The sequence below is a fragment of the Burkholderia sp. Ax-1720 genome (assembly GCF_011753035.1).
GTDB classification, from domain to species: Bacteria; Pseudomonadota; Gammaproteobacteria; order Burkholderiales; family Burkholderiaceae; genus Burkholderia; species Burkholderia gladioli.
Window position 1 is genome coordinate 1 of the sequence record NZ_VWWK01000043.1, and the last position, 17,415, is coordinate 17,415.

Below are 17,415 nucleotides of genomic sequence, written 5' to 3' on the forward strand. Positions count from 1 at the left end.
TAGGGGCCGGCCAGCACCGACAGCGGCAGCGGTTCGCCGGCGCGCGGCGCCCAGTCGGGCGCGGCCAGCCAGCTCAAGGCCTCGCTGAACAGCGGCACGGCATCCTCGCGCGGCGGGTCCTCGCCGGGCTCGTGGCGCACCACGGCCGCGTCGAAGCGGCGTTCGTCGTAGTCGGCCAGCAGCCGGGCCGAGGAGCCCAGGTGCATCTCCAGCGACAGCGAGGGATCGTGCCGATGCAGGCTGGTCAGCAGCGCGGGCAGGTCCGGCACCGCCACGTGCTCGCTGACGCCGATCGACAGCCGGCGCGGCTCGGCGGCCACCGTGCCGAGCGCGCGCTGGTGCGCGTCGAGCAGTTCGCGCGCGGCCGGCAGGAAGGCCTCGCCGTCGACGGCGAGCCTCACCACGCGTGGCGTTCGCTCCAGCAGGGCGCGGCCCAGATGCGCCTCGAGCCGCTTGATCTTGAGGCTGACGGCCGATTGCGTGGTGTCGAGCGCGTCGGCGGCGCGCGTGAAACTGGCCAGCTCGGCGACCAGCACGAAGGCGCGGACGGCATCGAGATCGAGTGGTTTCATTTTGAATGAAAATGGATGATATATCCGGTGATGTCTGTTGATTATAGATGGGCCTGCCTATGCTGGGAGACATCGATGGGAAACACCCGTTTCCCCTTCAACCGCCAGGAGCCCGTCATGCCCTTCACCCGTATCGCCGTTCGCGAAGGCCGTTCCGTCGAGGATCGCCACGCCTTGTCCGCCGGCGTCCATCGCGCCCTGCAGCGCGCCTTCAACGTGCCCGAGGACGACATCTTCATGCTCGTCACGCAACACGCCGCCGAGGACTTCATCTTCGGGCGCCACTACCTCGGCATCGAGCGCAGCGACGACCTGGTGATGCTGCAGATCACCGTCAGCGATACGCGCACGCGCGAGCAGAAACGCGAGCTGTATCGGCTGATCGTCGAGGAACTGGGCGCCTCGCCGGGCGTGCGCCCCGAGGACGTGCTGATCAGCCTGGTCGAGGTCAAGCTCGACGACTGGTCGTTCGGGATGGGCCTCGCGCAGTACGCGAACTGAGCGCCGGCGACGCGTCGGGCGCTCTGCTCCCGGTCAGGCCGTGCCGTGTACCATGCTCGTCATCGACAGCCGTCGACGGCGCGCATGGGCGCGACGGGCAGGCTGGCGAGCGGAGGTTTCATGACGCGTGTGCTGGAAATCGTGCTTGCCCTGCCCTTGCCGTCGGGCGGGGTGACCGCCGGGCGCCGCCGCGGCACCGCGCGCGCGGTGCGCGACTTCGGCGCGGAACTGGTTCGTGCCTGGCGGATCTGCCCGCCGGTGCGGATGAAGCGCGGGCACGAAAGCATCGCGATTACCCCGCTGGCGCTGGCCGAGGCGCTGCCGCACGCGTCGCGCTGGCGTGCCTGGCGCGAGACGGGGCAGGCCGGCGAGCGGTGGGTGGCGGTGCACTCGACGCCGTTCGCGCCGGGCGTCGCGATACGCGAGACGCTGCCCGACCAGACGCAGGATGCCGAGGCGGCCGCCAACGACGGCTCGCTGGCCGCCGAGCTGCGGCGCGTCTTGCGCGAGGGGAGCGTGCCTGCCCATGCGATCGGGGCCGGCGCGGATCATGCGGAATCCGAAGCGAGCGAGCGGCCGACGCAAACGCCGGCCGCCGCTGCATTCGCCTTCGATTGCGAGCGCCGGCGCGGCCGCTGGCAGCGCGAGGATCGCGTGCCGGTCGACCTCACGCTCGACGACCTGGGCTGGCGCGGCGAACAGGGCGCCGGCCGCGCCTGCGAGCTGCGGCTGGCGGTGGAGTATGTCGACGACGATGCCGGCCGGGAACTGGCCTTGCGCTCGCTGTTCGATGCGGCGCGCGAACTGAGCGGCGCCTGGCCCGCCTTCCTGAAGCCGGCTTCGCTGCTCGACCTGGCCTGCGCGGGCGTGCCGCCCGATGCCGAGCGCGGCCCGGTGCGCGCCGATCCCGTCGACCTGGCCGGCATGCGCCGGCAGCGCGAGGCCCTGTTCGCGTTCGGCGCGAACGTGGTCGCGCAATGGCTCGGCAACGACGCCGGCGTGCGCGACAGCAGCGATCCCGAATACGTCCACCAGATGCGCATCGCGCTGCGCCGGCTGCGCACGCTGATGCGGCTGTTCCGCGATTACGCCGACGAGGCCTATCGCGAGGCCTTCGCGGCCGATCTCTCCTGGTTCGGCACGCAGCTCGGCGCGGTGCGCGACTGGGATGTCTGCGTCAGCGAAACGCTGCCGCGCCTGGCCGAGGCCGATACCGACATCGCCGGCGCGCCCGCCTGGGCCGCCACGCTCGAGGCGGCGGCGCGCCAGCGCGACGTGGCACGCGGCGAGCTGCGGCAGGCCTTGGGTTCCTCGCGTTATGCGCGGCTGGTGCTGGGCTGGGTCGAATGGCTGTGCCTGCTGTCGCTGCGCGACGAGCGGGCCGCCACGCGGCGCCAGCGCCGCTCGCTCAAGCGCCATGCGGCCCGGCGCGTCGACAAGCTGTTCGCGCGCGTCCATGGTGCGCCGGACCTGGCCACGCTCGACGTCGCCGCGCGCCACCGCGTGCGGATCGATGCGAAACGGCTGCGCTACGCGCTCGAATTCTTCGCCTCGATCGCCTCGCCGGACACGCGCCGCAAGCTGATCAAGCGGGTCTCGAAGGTGCAGGGCACGCTGGGCGACGCCAACGATGCCGAGGTCGCGCTGCGCCACCTCGAGCGGCTCGCCGCGCCACCCGAGCAACTGGGCTTCGCGCGCGGCTACGGCGCGGCCGCGCAGCATTACGCGACGATCGCGGCCGAGGCGCAACTGCGCAAGCTGTGGCGTCCCAAGCTGCGCGGCTAGCGCGCGGAGGCGGGCGGCGGCACTGTGCGCTGAGCGAGGCGAGGCTGCCATGCGCGAGCCGCTGTCACGGAGCCGATTGCAGCGGGATCGCGAGGATGGCTCAGATGCTGCGGAAGGCGGGCGGCCGGGAGGAGGAAGAGGCCGCGCCGGCGCGCGAGGCCGGCCGATAGTTCGGGTTGGCCTTCCAGCGGGCGCGCACATAGGGGCGCTCGTGGCCCGACACCTTCAGCGCGACCTCGGTGACCCAGCGCTGCGAGGGCACCGGGATGCCGTGCAGGGTGATGGTGACGATCGCGAGGCTGGCCACCACGGCCGGCACCGACCAGCGATGCGGCTCGGCGCGCCAGGCGATCAGCACGAAGGACAGCGCGGCCAGCGCGCCGACCACGCAGCCGGTGATCGATTCGGAAGGCGAATGCGCCGAGAGCACCACGCGCGAGAACGAGACCGCCACCCCCAGCGCCAGGCCGGCCGCCACGCCGGCCGCGCGCAAGGCAGGATGGGCGCGCGTCATCGCGATCATCATCGCGACCGGGTAGACCGAGGTCGACAGCATCGAATGGCCGCTGAAGCCGGTGAAATCCCAGGCCCGGATGCCGATGCCCCAGCCGAGGAAGGCGATCTTGGTCAGCCCGACCGCGGCCACCGCGACGCCGAGCACGACCAGCCAGGTCAGCGCGAGACGCGCCGAGTAGCCGAGCGCGAGCCAGATCGCGAGCGTGGCGGCGAGGGGGAGCGTGATGCCGGCACTACCGAAGTAGGTGATCCAGTTCCACAGTTGAAGCGGCAGGTCGTACATCGAGAAACGGCGGCGAGATGAAGTGGAAAGAGGCGGAACGCGGGCCGTGAGGCGGACGGCGACTGCCCAGTATAACGGGGTCCATCCCGGCGCTACACGATCCGGCCCCCGGCCAAGCGGCTGAAACAATGTTATTGTGCAATGCACAAATTCAACGTGGTGGCGCCGCTGTTGGCGCCCCGATTCGACTGCGAGCCGATCGATGACCAAAAGTCTGACGAAACTCTGGCTGGGCGGTATGAAAAAAATGCTGCGCACGCCCGCGCCGCGATCGCCCGCCGGCGTCGCGAGCGCCCCCCGTTCCACGCCCCGCGGCGCCGATGCGCGCGCGCCGGTGCCGCCGCGCGAATCGCGCGTTCGGCCACGCGCGGCCGCCTGGGCCGGCGGCGAATGGAGCCGCGGCGAGCATCCGCTGCCCTTCGTGATCGGCCGCTTGGTCCGGCACCTCGACTACGCGCTGTATGTGCCGCGCGATCTCCCGGAAGGCGCGCCGCTGGTGGTGATGCTGCACGGCTGCACCCAGGATGCCGACCAGTTCGCGCAAGGCACCCGCATGAACCTGCTGGCCGATCAGCACGGGTTCGCGGTGCTGTACCCGGAGCAGTCGACGCAGGCGCATTCGCACGGCTGCTGGCACTGGTACGACGATACCGAGCGCGGCGGCCGCGGCGAGGCGCGTGCCGTGGTCGACCTGGTCGACAGCCTGGTCGAGGAGCGACATTTCGACGCGTCTCGCGTCTTCGTCGCCGGCTTGTCGGCGGGGGCCGGGCTGGCGACGCTGCTGGCGCTGCATTTCCCGGCGCATTTCGCGGCGATCGCCCTGCATTCGGGGCCGGCCTTCGGCGATGCGCGCTCGAGCATCGCGGCGATGGATGTGATGCGGCGCGGCCTGCATCGCGATCCGGTCGCGATCGCCGACGAATACGCCGAACCCGGCAGCTATCCCGGCATGCCGGTGCTGATCGTCCATGGCGACGAGGATCCGGTGGTGTCGCCCGTCAACGCCGAGCACCTCGCGCTGGAATTCCTGCGGCTCAACGACATGGTCGAGGCGGGCGGGGCACGGCGCGGCGTCACGCGGACCGAGACGGACATGGGCGACGCGAGCCTGGTCGATTACCGTCGCGGCGGCACGCCGGTGCTGCGCGTCTGCCATGTCGGCAAGCTCGGCCACGCCTGGGCCGGCGGCGACGAAACGGTGCCGTTCCACGCGGCGGTCGGACCCGATGCGAGCACGATGATCTGGGGCTTTTTCGCGGAGCATTGTCGCCAGGGTGCGACAAGGTGACCCGGTATTTTTGAAACGCTTGGCGAGGCTAGGGGTTTTCCCTATAATCCGGGTTAACACTTAAGCAATAACCCTGGATTTGGAGAGCCCTATCATGATGTACATGCTGAGCCGCCTGTTCCTGTTCCTGACGAAGTCTTCCGAACAGATCGCCAAGGAACGCGCCGATGCGTACCTGGCCGATGCCACCGATCTCTACGATCTCGAATTCCGCATCCGCAAGCTCGACCAGGAAGCCGCACATCGCGCGCCGGCCTGGATGGCCGCACGTTGATCGCCGGTTCCGGCTTCGAAACGGGCGATGCGTTCCTGATCTTCCCGCCGTTGCGCGAGTCTCGCGCAGACAAAAAAGCGTGACAACCACCGTGGTTGCCACGCTTTTTTCATATCCGCCGTGCCGCGCCCGGCTTGGCCGGGCACGGGCCTGAACGGGCGCCCGCCTCAGGCGATCACGATCCGCACCGGCACGTTGTTGCGCGTCGCGTTCGAATACGGGCACACCTCGTGTGCCTTGTCGACCAGTGCCTTGGCCGCTTCGGGCGCCAGGCCCGGCAGCGAGACGCGCAACTCGACGTCCAGCGCGAACCCCCCCTTGTCGTTCGGGCCGATGCCCACTTGCCCCGTCACCGTCGTATCGGCCGGCAGCGCTTGCTTGGTCTGGCCGGCCACGAACTTCATCGCGCTCAGGAAACAGGCCGAATAGCCGGCGGCGAACAGTTGCTCCGGATTGGTGCCTTCCGCGCCCGTGCCGCCCAGCTCGCGCGGCGCGGCCAGCTTCACGTCCAGCTTGTTGTCTTCCGAAACCGCGCGGCCGTCGCGGCCGCCCGTGCTGGTGGCGCTCGTCTTGTACAGAATGTTCATGCTCGACTCCTGTTCATCTCGGTGAGAAGGGAAACCGGCCCGGACGTGCCGTATCGCGTCCGCCAGCCATGGATGGAAATATATCGAACAAAAGATTAGTGTGCAAATTAATTTTCGATGAAGCCGGCGACGACCGGCGATAGCGTGCCGGCGACTCCCTTTATTCCTCGTTGTGCTCCTTCAGCGCCTCGCGCAGTTGGCGGAGGTTTTCGCGCAATTGCCCGAGGAATTCGGGCGTTTGCTGCATGGCGCAATAGAGGTCGACCGGTACCGAGCGGGCGGCCTTGCGCAGCGCGGTGCCTTCGGCGGTGAGGCGGGCATGCACCACCCGCTCGTCGGCGGTGCCGCGCACCCGCTCGAGATAGCCGAGCGACTCGAGCCGCTTGAGCAGCGGCGTGACCGTGGCCGAATCGAGGTTGAGACGCGCGGCGATGTCCTTGACGGCGAGATCGTCGGTTTCCCACAGCACCAGCATCGTCAGGTATTGCGGATAGGTCAGCGAGAGCCGCTCCAGCAAGGGCTTGTAGGCCTTGGTCATGGCCAGCGAGGTGGAGTAGAGCGCGAAGCAGAGCTGCTCGTCGAGCGTGGCGGGAAGCGTGGGGAGGGCGGGGAGGTCGGTCATGATCGGCGGCCCGTCGATCGGGCACAAGAAATTCGCACACTAAGGATTGTGCGCCGATCGCGCCCGACTGGCGAGCGGCGGCGCATCATGGCCACCGCCCGCCGCGTTCAGCGCTGGGGCGGGACGGCCGTGCTGCCGGGCTCCTGCACGCCGAAGCAGCCGCGATAGGTGGCGTAGAACGAGCAGTAGAGCGCCGCGGTGATCACCACCGAGACCGGCATCATGATCGTCATGGCGTAGACGCCGACGCCGAGCGCCTGCAGCAGGGCGGCCAGGCTGAACGAGGCGCCGGTGGCGACCGCGAACCACAGCAGGCCGTACAGCGTGAAGGCCCAGCGGTTGCGCCAGCAGCTCACCACGCTGAAGAACAGCGCCTTGACGGGCGGGATCTCGTGCCAGGCGGTGAGCACCGGCGCGAACCAGAACATCATCGCGACCGGCACGTAGAGCGTGGCGCAGATCAGCAGGGCGACCAGGGTGCCCATCGACAGGATCAGGTTCGGATCGGGCTTGTCGTCGCCCAGGCCGAACATCAGGCGCAGCAGCATGCCGCCGTCGCCGAAGGCCGAGCAGGCGAACACCAGCGCGATCGAGACGATGTAGATGCCGCCCAGCGTGAACAGGCGCTGCGTGGTCAGGCTGCCGTAGGCGCGGAAGCCGTCGATCAGGATCGTCGGCAGCACCGGCTTGCCGGCCACCGCGTCGCGGCAGGCCGCCATGAAGCCGACCGAGATGCCGGGAATGAACAGCAAGGGCAGCGCCGGGCCGATCACAGGCACCAGCGAGACGATCATCATCGCCAGCAGGTAGGTGAAGAACAGCGTGATGAAGGCCAGCGGATTGCGGCGGAACAGCCAGATGCCCTGGCGGAACCAGACGTAACCGGTCTTGGCGGGGACTTCGATCAGTTGCATGGGTCGTGTCGCTCGGGGAGCGCCCGCGCATGGGCGATGCGTTCGCGCAGGATCCGCTCGAAATGGCCGGGATCGTGCGGCTTCAGCATCTCGGCGGCGCGGGGCAGGTGGAAATCATACAGGCGCGACACCCAGAACCGGTACGCGCCGGCGCGCAGCATGTCGGGCCAGCGGCGGCGTTCGTCGTCGGTGAACGGGCGCACGGTCTGGTAGGCGCGCAGCAGCGCGTCGGCGCGCCGCGTGTCGAGCACGCCGGTGGCCAGCTCGGTGCACCAGTCGTTGACGGTGACGGCGACGTCGAACAGCCACTTGTCGCAGCCTGCGAAGTAGAAATCGAAGAAGCCGCCCAGGCGCACCGTATGGCCGGTATCGGGCGCCGCGTGCGCGAACAGCACGTTGTCGCGGAACAGGTCGCAGTGGCAGGGGCCCTCGGGCAGCGCGGCGTAGTCGTCCGAGGCGAAGAAGGCGGCCTGGTGCGCGAGTTCGCCCTCGAGCAGCGTGCGCTGCGCATCGTCGACGAAGGGGACGATGGCGGGCACGTTGTCCTGCCACCAGGGCAGGCTGCGCAGGTTCGGCTGGCGGTTCGCGTAGTCGCGGCCGGCCAGGTGCATGCGCGCCAGCATCTGGCCGACCTCGACGCAGTGTTCGACCTCGGGCGCGAGCTGGGCCGAGCCTTCCAGCTTGGTGACGATCGAGGCCGGCTTGCCGTGCAGCTCGCCGAACAGCGTGCCGTCGGCGCGCACCACCGGGTCCGGCACCGGCACGCCGTGCCCGGCGAGATGGCGCATCAGCTCCAGGTAGAACGGCAGTTGCGCGGCCGTCAGCTTCTCGAAGATGGTCAGGACGTAGTCGCCGCGCGTGGTGGTCAGGAAGAAATTGCTGTTCTCGATGCCGGACGGGATGCCGCGAAACGCGACGACTTCGCCGAGATCGTAGTGGCGCATCCAGTGCGCGAGATCGGAATCGGAGACTGCGGTGAAAACTGCCATGCGGGGATGCGTCGAAACGGGTTGGCAGGCCGGCGAGCGGGCCGGCGGCTGCGGAGGGGGCGGGCGGGGCCGCCCCGCCAGGCCGGCGATGCCGGCGGGATGGATCAGTAGTGCAGGTTGATCGAGGGCACGCGCGTGACCGGCACGTTGCCCTGGTGCGGACGCGGCGAGATGTCGGGCGTCGAGCTCATCTGGTAGCGCGTGCCGAAGTTGGAACGCACGTCGATCTCGACCGGCTTGCCGCGATCGCGGTACTCGGTGACCTCGGTGCCGCTCACGCTCTTCTCGTGGAAGCTCGGCGTGCGCGTGATGTCGTCGAATTCGACCTTCGAGCTGACTTCGGCGCCGGGGCGGTTGATCTTGGTGAGATCGGGCAGGCCGGCGGCTTCGTCCTGCGCGGCCCGGGCTCGTGCTTCGTCGCTCGGCTGCTGGCCGTCGGCAAATGCGGGCCCGGCGAGGGCGACGGCCGTCGCGAGCGCGGCGGCGAAAATGAGCGGCTTCATGAGGTTCTCCGGATTAACCGCACGATTCTAGCAAAACCGGCCGGGCGCCGAGCTTGCCGTCGCGCCGCTGTGGCGGCGCCGCGTCGGCGCGCGATGGGCACCGGCGCGCGCTCGCTTGCGAGATAATGTCGAACGCAACCGAAGAGGCAATCGACAATGAACAAGGATACGCATCGCCAGCATCTTCCGCTCTCGCCCGAGAGCCCCTCTGTCGAGGCCTTCGACGACCCGGCCGCCGCCTTCGAGCGGCTGTCCTCGATCTACGAGACCAATACCGCCTTCCTGCGCGACGCGTTCGCCCGCTACCGCCGCAGCGAGCCGCTCGGCGGCCATGTGCGCGCCTGCTACCCGTTCGTGCGGGTGCGCACCGAGGTCAATACCAATATCGACTCGCGTCGCTCCTACGGCTTCGTGGCAGGCCCCGGCGTGTTCGAGACCAGCGTCACGCGCCCGGACCTGTTCGCCAGCTACTATCGCGAGCAGTTGCGCCTGCTGGCGAAGAACCACAGCGCGAAGATCGAGGTCGGCGTGTCCGACCAGCCGATTCCGATCCATTTCGCGTTCTCGGAAGGCATCCACCTGGAGGGCGATCTCGACCGCGACCGCCTGCTGGCGATGCGCGACGTGTTCGACGTGCCCAACCTGGCCAATCTCGACGATCGCATCGTCAACGGCACCTACGAGCCGGCGCCGGACGAGCCGCATCCGCTCGCGCTGTTCACCGGCGCGCGCGTCGATTTCTCGCTGCACCGGCTGCGCCACTACACGGCCACGCTGCCGACGCACTTCCAGAACTACGTGCTGTACACGAACTACCAGTTCTATATCGACGAATTCGTGAAGCTGGGCCGCACCATGATGTCGGCCAGCGACGATCCGGAGGTGCGCGAGTACCGCAGCCAGTACACCTCCTTCGTCGAGCCCGGCGACGTGGTGAGCTACAACGCCAACCTCGGCAACCAGCCGGTGGAGGGCTCGCCGCCGCCGCGGCTGCCGCAGATGCCGGCCTACCACCTGAAGCGCGCCGACGGCAGCGGCATCACGATGGTCAATATCGGCGTGGGTCCCTCGAACGCGAAGACCATCACCGACCATATCGCCGTGCTGCGCCCGCATGCCTGGGTGATGCTCGGCCACTGCGCGGGGCTGCGCAACACGCAGCGGCTCGGCGACTACGTGCTGGCGCACGGCTACGTGCGCGAGGATCACGTGCTCGACGACGACCTGCCGCTGTGGGTGCCGATCCCGGCGCTCGCCGAGGTGCAGGTGGCGCTCGAGCGCGCGGTGGCGCAGGTCACCCGGCTCGACGGCAGCGAACTCAAGCGCGTGATGCGCACCGGCACGGTGGCCAGCGTCGACAACCGCAACTGGGAGCTGCGCGACCATCGCGAGCCGGTGCAGCGGCTCTCGCAGAGCCGCGCCATCGCGCTCGACATGGAGAGCGCGACCATCGCGGCGAACGGCTTCCGGTTCCGGGTGCCTTACGGCACCTTGCTGTGCGTGTCGGACAAGCCGCTGCACGGCGAGCTGAAGCTGCCGGGCATGGCCGACCAGTTCTACCGCGCGCAGGTCGACCAGCATCTGCAGATCGGCGTGCGCGCCATGGAGATCCTGCGCACCAATGGGTTGGCCAAGCTGCACAGCCGCAAGCTGCGCAGCTTCGCCGAGGTGGCGTTCCAGTAAGCAGGGAAGGCAGCGCTCGCGCATCGATTCCGTCGCGATCGATCGGCTTATGTGCTTTTTTGTCGATCGGCGGCGAATCGCGTGGCGGGATCCAGTACAGTTCGCGCGGCCTGATCACGCTTCGTGCGCCTCGCGTGCCGCCCGGATAACGAAACAGGCCGCGCCGACTTCTCGTCGGCGCGGCCTGTTTTTCGCCCGCTGATCGGCCTGCCGGTCGATCAGCGCCGCGTGCTCATCGGCACTCGTTGTGCCCCCAGTGTCCCGGCGGGCAGTGCGGGCGGTCATGGCGATGATGCTCCATCCACTCCTGGCGCTGCCAGTAGCGATGGCCGTCCCAGTAACGGTCGCCATGCCAGCCCACCACCACCGGCGGGCCGCCGACCTGGACGTTGACGACTTGTGCATTGGCGGCGCCGCCCGACAGGGCGATACCGAAGGCGGCCAGCAGCGTGGCGATCAGGGTGCGTTTCATGGTCTTCTCCTCGAAAGGTGGATCGGGGATGTCCGCCGCGTCTCGATGGCGGGGGCGGCCGGCTGGCGCGCTTGCCCGGTGCCGCGGCGGTCACGGCATGGCTTCAGTCTGGCGATCGGGCAGATTAATTAGCGTGTGGATTTGTAACCTTGGATTCGCCGGGCGGGGTGCCGCCGGCCCGGCCGACGCAGGCCGGCGATCCGGCCCGAACTTTGCCGCGGGTCGGCGCGGGCGGGCGCCGCGGCCGGGCGCCTCGAGATGGATTGGCCTCTGGTCTGCTGAAACGGCTGGTTACGAATCGCGGCGAGTGTTGCAGGGGAGGATCCATGAAATCGCCGCGCGGCTCCGATACGATGGCGCAGCGTTGCCGGCGCCTGCCGCGCGTTGCCCCGGCTGTCTGCGCGGGCGGCGATTTCCCGGCTCGCGCGTCCATCCGGCCCGATGATTTCTGAAACCAAGGGTTTTCCCTTATCATCGATTCCGGGTCGGCAGCCGTTGTGTCAGTAGTCAGTCGTCGCCGGATTCGCTAGCGGCCCCGGTTTTTCACTTGCTTCAAGATCGAATTCGCAATGCTTCGCCATCTACACCATCGCGTCCGGCACCTGGTCGTCGCGCGCCTGAGAAGTCTCAACGTGCTCGCGGGCGCCTGGTCGCGTCGCCGGCCGTTGTGGATGGTGTCCTTCGCCGTCAACGACGCGAGCCTGTCCGAAGGCTTGCGCGCCGCCTGCGCCTCGACGGCGATGCTGGTGATCGGCAACCTGCTGCACGAGCCCGATTTCGCGTGGGCGGCGATCGGCGCGTTCTGGACCTGCCTGGCCGACGCGGCCGGCTCCAACCGCACGCGCTTCGCCTCGATGGCGAGCTTCGCGGTGCTCTCGGCCATCTGCGGCGGCCTGACCGCCTTCGCCTCCGGCGTCGGCACCCTGGCCGCGCTGGCGGCGGTGCTGGTGTTCACCTCGCTGGGCGCGCTCGGGCGGATCTGGGGCGCGGCCACCGCGCAGGTCTCGATCCTGGCCGCCACCGCCTGCGTGGTGATGGCCGACCGGCCGATGCACGACTGGCGCGCCGGCCTGGCCTTCCTCGGCGTCTATTTCGGCGGTTGCGTGTTCGCGATCGTGCTGAGCCTGACGGTCTGGCGCATCCACCCGTTCGCGCAGAGCCGCGGCGCGGTGCGCGGCATCTATGTGCGGCTGGCCGACATCGCGCTGGACGCCTCCCGCCTGCTGGCCGACCCGGCGCCGGGCCAGCGCGCCTGGGAGCTGCATGCCAGCAAGTACCGCTCGGACGCGCGCGCCGCGCTGGAGGCCGCGCGCCGCACGCTGGCGCGCATGCCGGTGGCCAGGACCGACCGCCGCGAATCCTATGCGAACCTGCTGATCGCGCTGGCCGAGGGCGAGCGCTGGTTCGCGCACCTGATCGCGGTGGCGGGCGTCTGCCAGCGCGGCCGGCAGACCTTGCGCGATCCGGCGCGCGCCACGCGCGTGCTGGCCGGCATCGCCGAGCTGCTGCATCGCACCGGCGACGCGATCGACGCGGCGCCCTGGGAGCGGCCCGACATGCTGCAGCGGCGCCTGCGCCGCTTCGCGCGCGGGCTCGACGCCGCGCTCGGCGAATCGATGACGATGGCCCTGCAACTGGAGCCCGATCCCGCCGACGTGGCACCCACGCCGCGCCGCCAACTGGCCTGGACGCGCAGCCTGCGCGGCGTGCTGGCGAGGTCCTGGGTGAGCTTGCGTGCCAACCTGTCGTGGCAGTCAATCGGCTTGCGCCATGCCGCGCGGGTGGGCGTGGCGACCACGCTCGGCTTCCTGGTGGTGCGCCTGCTCGGCGTGCCCTTCGGCTACTGGACCACCATGGCGACCCTGCTGATCCTGCAGCCCTCGATCGCCGGCACCTGGCCGCGCAGCGTCGAGCGAGCGGCCGGCAGCATCATCGGCGGCCTGCTGGCCGCCGCGATCGGGCTGGCGGTGCATTCGCCGATCGGCATCTCGCTGGTGGTGTTTCCGCTGGTGTGCGCGACCATGGCGCTGCGGCCGGTCAGCTACAGCCTGTTCGTGCTGTTCCTCACGCCGACCTTCGTGCTGGTGGCCGACTTCGCCACCCCGGCCGCCAACGAGCTCGGTTATGCGCTGACGCGGCTCGGCAACAACGTGCTCGGCTGCGCGATCGCGCTGGCCGCGACCTTCCTGCTGTGGCCGACCCGCGAGCAGATCGATATCCGCGGCCAGCTCGCCGCGGCGATCGCGGCCAACCTGCGCTACCTGGTCGATGCCATCGAGGCGCCGGGGCGCGCCAATCGCGAGGCCGAGCGCCTGCGCCGCGAGGCGGGGCTGGCCAGCAACAACGCCGAGGAAGCCTTCAACCGGATCCGCCTCGAACGGCTCGACGATTCGCGCTTCGATACGGCCGCCTCCACCGTGCTGGGGCTACTGCGCCGGATGGCCGGCACCGCCGCGCATCTGCGCGCGAGCGTGCATGGGCCGCGCATGGAGATCGACCTGGTGGAATGGGTGGCCACGGCGAGCGAGGATATCGACGCGATGCTGGCCTCGGGACGCGTGCCGCCGCGTCGCGCCTTGCCGCCGCGCGAGAAGCTCGCGCAGCTGGAGATGGATGCGGTGGGGCAGATCGCCTTGCTGCAGCGCTTGATCGGCGACCTGCAGCACGATGACGGGCCGCTCGCGCGGCGCGGCGCGATGCCGGCGCGACGTGCCGGCTGAAGGGTGAAGGGCGGGGGCGGCTCGGGACGAGGTGCCCGGTCGCGCGAGGAAGACAAGCACTGCGAAGCATGAGCGTCCAAGGAAAAGGGCGACGTCGATTCGACGTCGCCCTTTTCGTTTTCAACACCGGCCCGGCTGCTTACAGATAGAACATCCGGTCGTCGTCGTGGCGGTCGTCCTGCGCGCGCTGCGGCTCCTCGGGCGTGCCGCCTTCCTCGCCGGTGTCCTCGTAGAACGCGAGCACCGCCTCGAGCACCTGGTCCGGATCGTCGATCACCTGCATCAGGTTCATGTCGTCCGGATTGATCAGTCCCATCGGGATCAACTGGTCGCGGAACCACTGCAGCAGGCCCTGCCAGAAGCTGCTGCCGACCAGGATGATTGGCACCAGGCGCGATTTCTTGGTCTGGATCAGGGTCAGCACTTCGGACAGTTCGTCGAGCGTGCCGAAGCCGCCCGGCATCACCACCACCGCGTCGGAATTCTTCACGAAGGTGACCTTGCGCGTGAAGAAATGGCGGAAGCGCAGCGAGATGTCCTGGTAGTTGTTGCCCGATTGCTCGTGCGGCAGCTCGATGTTCAGGCCCACCGACGGCGCCTTGCCGGCATGCGCGCCCTTGTTGGCCGCTTCCATGATGCCGGGGCCGCCGCCGGAGATCACCGCGAAGCCCGCATCGGACAGCTTGCGGGCGATTTCCACGGTGAGCTGGTAGTGCGGGGAATCGGCTTTCAGGCGCGCCGAACCGTAGATGCTGACGGCTGGGCGGATCTCGGACAGGTACTCGGTGGCCTCGATAAACTCTGCCATAATCGTGAACATCTGCCACGAAGCGCGGGCTTTCTTTGCTGTCGCGCGTTCTTGATCTGCGAGCGAACGCAAGCTCGGAATCACTTTTCTCTTATTCATAATGCCTGAAGAACGGAACCTGGAAGGTAAGACCCTGCTGTTGGTTGATGGTTCGAGCTATCTCTATCGGGCTTACCATGCGATGCCTGATTTGCGCGGGCCGGGCGGGGAACCGACTGGCGCGCTCTACGGGATCATCAACATGCTGCGCCGCATGCGCAAGGAAGTCACAGCAGAGTATAGCGCGTGCGTGTTCGATGCAAAGGGCAAAACCTTTCGCGACGATCTGTTCGCCGACTACAAGGCGAACCGCCCCTCGATGCCCACCGATCTCGCCTTGCAGATCGAGCCGATCCACCAGGCGGTGCGCGCGCTCGGCTGGCCGCTGCTGATGATCGAGGGCGTCGAGGCCGACGACGTGATCGGCACGCTCGCGCATGCCGCCGAGGCACGCGGCATGAAGGTGGTGATCTCGACCGGCGACAAGGATCTCGCCCAACTGGTGACGGAGCGGGTCACGCTGGTCAACACCATGAGCAACGAACTGCTCGATCGCGACGGCGTGATCGCCAAGTTCGGCGTGCCGCCCGAGCGCATCGTCGACTATCTCTCGCTGATCGGCGACACCGTCGACAACGTGCCCGGCGTCGAGAAGTGCGGGCCGAAGACGGCTGTCAAGTGGCTCACGCAATACGAGACGCTCGACGGCGTCGTCGAGCACGCGGCCGAGATCAAGGGCGTGGTCGGCGACAACCTGCGCCGCGCGCTCGACTTCCTGCCGCTCGCGCGCAAGCTGGTGACGGTCGAGACGGCCTGCGAGCTGAAGCCGCAAGTGGAATCGATCGAGGCCTCGCTGGCCACGCTCGGCGAATCGCGCGAGGCGCTGCTGCCGATCTTCGAGAACTACGGCTTCAAGACCTGGCGTCGCGAGCTGGAGGCCGCGCCGGCCGATGCGGACGGCGATGTGCCGGCTGGCGAAGCGGCGGCCGAGCCGGTGCCGGCGGCCGCCGCCATCGAGCGCAACTACGAGACCGTGCAGACCTGGCCGCAGTTCGACGCCTGGCTGGCGAAGATCGAGGCGGCCGAGCTGACCTCCTTCGATACCGAAACCACCTCGCTCGATCCGATGGTCGCGCAGATCGTCGGCATTTCGCTGTCGACCGAGCCCGGCAGCGCGGCCTACATCCCGGTCGCGCATCGCGGCCCCGACGTGCCCGAGCAACTGCCGCGCGACGAGGTGCTGGCGAAGCTGAAGCCCTGGCTGGAGAGCGCCGAGCGCAGGAAGGTCGGCCAGCACCTCAAGTACGATGCGCAGGTGCTCGCCAACTACGAGATCGCGCTGAACGGCATCGAGCACGACACGCTGCTCGAATCCTACGTGCTCGAATCGCATCGCACGCACGACATGGACAGTCTCGCGCTGCGCCACCTGGGCGTGAAGACCATCAAGTACGAGGAAGTGGCGGGCAAGGGCGCGCAGCAGATCGGCTTCGACGAGGTGCCGCTGGAGACCGCCGCGGCCTATGCCGCCGAGGATGCCGACATCACGCTGCAGCTGCATCTGGCGATGTACCCGCAGGTCGCGCGCGAGCCGGGCCTCAAGCGCGTCTATGCCGAGATCGAGATGCCGGTGTCGCTGGTGCTGCGCAGGATGGAGCGCACCGGCGTGCTGATCGACAGCGCGCGCCTCGACAAGCAGAGCCACGAGATCGCGGTGCGCCTGATCGAGCTCGAGCGCGAAGCCTACGAGCTGGCCGGCGGCGAGTTCAACCTCGGCTCGCCCAAGCAGATCGGCCAGATCTTCTTCGAGAAGCTGCAACTGCCGGTGGTCAAGAAGACGCCGAGCGGCGCGCCCTCGACCGACGAGGAGGTGCTGCAGAAGCTCGCCGAGGACTACCCGTTGCCCAAGCTGCTGCTGGAGCACCGCGGCCTGTCGAAGCTGAAGTCCACCTATACCGACAAGCTGCCGCGCATGATCAATGCGCGGACCGGTCGGGTCCACACCAACTACGCGCAGGCCGTGGCCGTCACGGGGCGCCTGGCCTCGAACGATCCGAACCTGCAGAACATCCCCGTGCGCACCGCCGAGGGCCGGCGCATCCGCGAGGCCTTCATCGCCTCGCCGGGCTGCCGGATCGTGTCGGCCGACTATTCGCAGATCGAGCTGCGCATCATGGCGCATATCTCGGAGGACGAATCGCTGCTGCGTGCCTTCGCGCAGGGCGAGGACATCCACCGCGCGACCGCGGCCGAGGTGTTCGGCGTGACCCCGCTGGAAGTCAGCAACGACCAGCGGCGCATCGCCAAGGTGATCAACTTCGGCCTGATCTACGGCATGAGCGCCTTCGGGCTGGCCTCGAACCTCGGCATCACGCGCGACGCGGCCAAGCTCTATATCGACCGCTACTTCGCCCGCTACCCGGGCGTGGCCAACTACATGGAAACCACGCGCGCGGTGGCTAAGGACAAGGGCTATGTCGAGACCGTGTTCGGGCGTCGCCTGTGGCTGCCCGAGATCAACGGCGGCAACGGCCCGCGCCGCCAGGCGGCCGAGCGTGCGGCGATCAACGCGCCGATGCAGGGCACCGCGGCCGACCTGATCAAGCTGTCGATGATCGCCGTGGACGGCTGGCTCGAACGCGACCAGCTGCGTTCGCGCATGATCATGCAGGTGCACGATGAACTGGTGCTGGAGGTGCCCGAGGACGAACTCGCCCTGGTTCGCGAGAAGCTGCCCGAGATGATGAGCGGGGTCGCCAGGCTGAAGGTGCCGCTGGTCGCCGAGGTCGGCGCCGGCGACAACTGGGAGGAGGCGCACTGAGCGCCGCCGGAATCGGGGCGGGGCGGCCGGGCGGTCGC

At 68.8% G+C, this 17,415-nt stretch carries 16 protein-coding genes; 7 read left to right on the top strand and 9 right to left on the bottom strand.

Going from position 1 to position 17,415, the window contains the following annotated elements; translation table 11 throughout:
• Positions 1 to 572, bottom strand: a 572-nt coding sequence (locus tag F3J18_RS15345; RefSeq protein ID WP_166913245.1) for a LysR family transcriptional regulator, incomplete at its 3' end; no start/stop codon positions are given.
• Between the two features lie 117 nt (positions 573 to 689).
• Between F3J18_RS15345 and F3J18_RS15350 the strand changes: the two genes are divergently transcribed.
• Both F3J18_RS15350 and F3J18_RS15355 read left to right on the top strand, forming a co-directional pair.
• A complete protein-coding gene (locus F3J18_RS15350; RefSeq protein ID WP_166913246.1) occupies positions 690 to 1,073 on the top strand; it encodes a tautomerase family protein in 384 nt (127 codons plus the stop codon).
• Positions 1,074 to 1,193: 120 nt separating this feature from the next.
• A complete protein-coding gene (locus F3J18_RS15355; RefSeq protein WP_166913247.1) occupies positions 1,194 to 2,858 on the top strand; it encodes a CHAD domain-containing protein in 1,665 nt (554 codons plus the stop codon).
• Between the two features lie 100 nt (positions 2,859 to 2,958).
• Here F3J18_RS15355 and F3J18_RS15360 read toward each other — a convergent pair whose 3' ends face one another.
• Positions 2,959 to 3,657 (bottom strand): phosphatase PAP2 family protein, encoded by a 699-nt coding sequence (locus F3J18_RS15360; RefSeq protein ID WP_025100624.1) that lies wholly within the window; start codon positions 3,655 to 3,657, stop codon positions 2,959 to 2,961.
• Between the two features lie 202 nt (positions 3,658 to 3,859).
• On the opposite strand from F3J18_RS15360, the gene F3J18_RS15365 reads away from it, so the two are divergent.
• Both F3J18_RS15365 and F3J18_RS15370 read left to right on the top strand, forming a co-directional pair.
• Positions 3,860 to 4,945, top strand: a complete 1,086-nt coding sequence (locus tag F3J18_RS15365) for a PHB depolymerase family esterase (protein WP_166913248.1) — start codon at positions 3,860 to 3,862, stop codon at positions 4,943 to 4,945.
• 97 nt (positions 4,946 to 5,042) lie between these two features.
• Complete coding sequence (locus tag F3J18_RS15370) at positions 5,043 to 5,219, top strand: DUF3563 family protein (protein ID WP_080562447.1); 177 nt, start codon at positions 5,043 to 5,045, stop codon at positions 5,217 to 5,219.
• Between the two features lie 167 nt (positions 5,220 to 5,386).
• On the opposite strand, the gene F3J18_RS15375 is transcribed toward F3J18_RS15370, so the two are convergent.
• The 5 genes from F3J18_RS15375 to F3J18_RS15395 all read right to left on the bottom strand — a co-directional run bounded on the left by F3J18_RS15375 (position 5,387) and on the right by F3J18_RS15395 (position 8,834).
• Positions 5,387 to 5,806 carry an organic hydroperoxide resistance protein gene (locus F3J18_RS15375; RefSeq protein ID WP_166913249.1) on the bottom strand — a complete coding sequence of 140 codons (420 nt, stop codon included), beginning with the start codon at positions 5,804 to 5,806 and terminating at the stop codon, positions 5,387 to 5,389.
• Positions 5,807 to 5,966: 160 nt separating this feature from the next.
• A complete protein-coding gene (locus tag F3J18_RS15380) occupies positions 5,967 to 6,428 on the bottom strand; it encodes a MarR family transcriptional regulator (protein ID WP_036055727.1) in 462 nt (153 codons plus the stop codon).
• Positions 6,429 to 6,535: 107 nt separating this feature from the next.
• A complete protein-coding gene (locus F3J18_RS15385) occupies positions 6,536 to 7,342 on the bottom strand; it encodes a BPSS1780 family membrane protein (RefSeq protein WP_036055728.1) in 807 nt (268 codons plus the stop codon).
• Positions 7,333 to 8,331: a homoserine kinase gene (locus F3J18_RS15390; RefSeq protein WP_036055729.1), complete on the bottom strand. Its 999-nt coding sequence runs from the start codon at positions 8,329 to 8,331 to the stop codon at positions 7,333 to 7,335. Before F3J18_RS15390 ends, F3J18_RS15385 begins: the two co-directional genes overlap by 10 nt.
• A gap of 104 nt (positions 8,332 to 8,435) precedes the next feature.
• Entirely contained in the window at positions 8,436 to 8,834 is a 399-nt protein-coding gene (locus tag F3J18_RS15395) for a hypothetical protein (protein ID WP_025100630.1), read from the bottom strand.
• 156 nt (positions 8,835 to 8,990) lie between these two features.
• On the opposite strand from F3J18_RS15395, the gene F3J18_RS15400 reads away from it, so the two are divergent.
• The gene (locus tag F3J18_RS15400; RefSeq protein WP_025100631.1) at positions 8,991 to 10,517 is read left to right on the top strand and encodes an AMP nucleosidase; all 1,527 of its coding nucleotides are present in this window, start codon (positions 8,991 to 8,993) and stop codon (positions 10,515 to 10,517) included.
• 232 nt (positions 10,518 to 10,749) lie between these two features.
• On the opposite strand, the gene F3J18_RS15405 is transcribed toward F3J18_RS15400, so the two are convergent.
• Positions 10,750 to 10,989: a hypothetical protein gene (locus tag F3J18_RS15405; RefSeq protein ID WP_025100632.1), complete on the bottom strand. Its 240-nt coding sequence runs from the start codon at positions 10,987 to 10,989 to the stop codon at positions 10,750 to 10,752.
• Between the two features lie 569 nt (positions 10,990 to 11,558).
• Between F3J18_RS15405 and F3J18_RS15410 the strand changes: the two genes are divergently transcribed.
• The gene (locus F3J18_RS15410) at positions 11,559 to 13,709 is read left to right on the top strand and encodes an FUSC family protein (protein WP_025100633.1); all 2,151 of its coding nucleotides are present in this window, start codon (positions 11,559 to 11,561) and stop codon (positions 13,707 to 13,709) included.
• 139 nt (positions 13,710 to 13,848) lie between these two features.
• Here the strand turns inward: F3J18_RS15410 and F3J18_RS15415 are convergent, their stop codons facing one another.
• Positions 13,849 to 14,616 carry a TIGR00730 family Rossman fold protein gene (locus F3J18_RS15415; protein ID WP_025100634.1) on the bottom strand — a complete coding sequence of 256 codons (768 nt, stop codon included), beginning with the start codon at positions 14,614 to 14,616 and terminating at the stop codon, positions 13,849 to 13,851.
• Position 14,617: 1 nt separating this feature from the next.
• On the opposite strand from F3J18_RS15415, the gene polA reads away from it, so the two are divergent.
• Positions 14,618 to 17,377, top strand: coding sequence for a DNA polymerase I (gene polA, locus F3J18_RS15420; protein ID WP_166913250.1), 2,760 nt, complete (start codon positions 14,618 to 14,620; stop codon positions 17,375 to 17,377).
• Positions 17,378 to 17,415: the final 38 nt, after the last annotated feature.